Genomic DNA, 501 nt, shown 5'->3' on the forward strand with positions numbered 1-501 from the left:
TGATCCTGTCGCATGAAGTTCTGCGCATGCGCAGCGACGAGCAGATCGTCTTCACCTCGGGCAATCCGCCGCTCCGGTGCGGCCGCGCGATCTGGTTCCGCCGTGATGACATGAAAGCCTGTGTCGGCGAGAACAGGTTCCATCGAACCGGAACCGGAGCCGATACGCACACCGAACATGCGCCGCCATGGCAGAAGGAAGGGAGGCGCCCATGAGGCATTGGAGAAAAACCTGGTACTCGCTGATCGGCCCGTTGATGATCTGGGTCGCGTTCATTATCGTCACGCCGTTTTTCGGTGTGGCAGCGATCGCCTCTCTTGGCGTGCTCCCGCTGCCTGGCGAAACGATCCTGAAAACAATCGGCATGTTCTGTGTCCTGATCCTTGCGCCGCTCGCAGCCCTTGCCGAGATCGCGCCGCCTATCGTGACGAGAGAAGAGGTGCGGTGGCGCAATCGCAACAGCGAGACGCACTTCGAAGGTGCCGTCATATGGGAAGACAT

2 protein-coding genes are annotated in these 501 nt (G+C 60.3%); both read left to right on the forward strand.

Annotation, left to right across the window (positions count from 1 at the left end; genetic code table 11):
- Positions 1–215: type IV secretory system conjugative DNA transfer family protein (locus RS75_RS26115; RefSeq protein WP_160297212.1), on the forward strand; the 215-nt coding region annotated here is incomplete at its 5' end.
- The coding region (locus tag RS75_RS24960) for a hypothetical protein (protein WP_045025287.1) at positions 212–501 on the forward strand (290 nt) is incomplete at its 3' end. The genes RS75_RS26115 and RS75_RS24960, both read left to right, overlap by 4 nt.

This window comes from Rhizobium nepotum 39/7 (assembly GCF_000949865.1).
Taxonomy (GTDB): Bacteria; Pseudomonadota; Alphaproteobacteria; order Rhizobiales; family Rhizobiaceae; genus Agrobacterium; species Agrobacterium nepotum.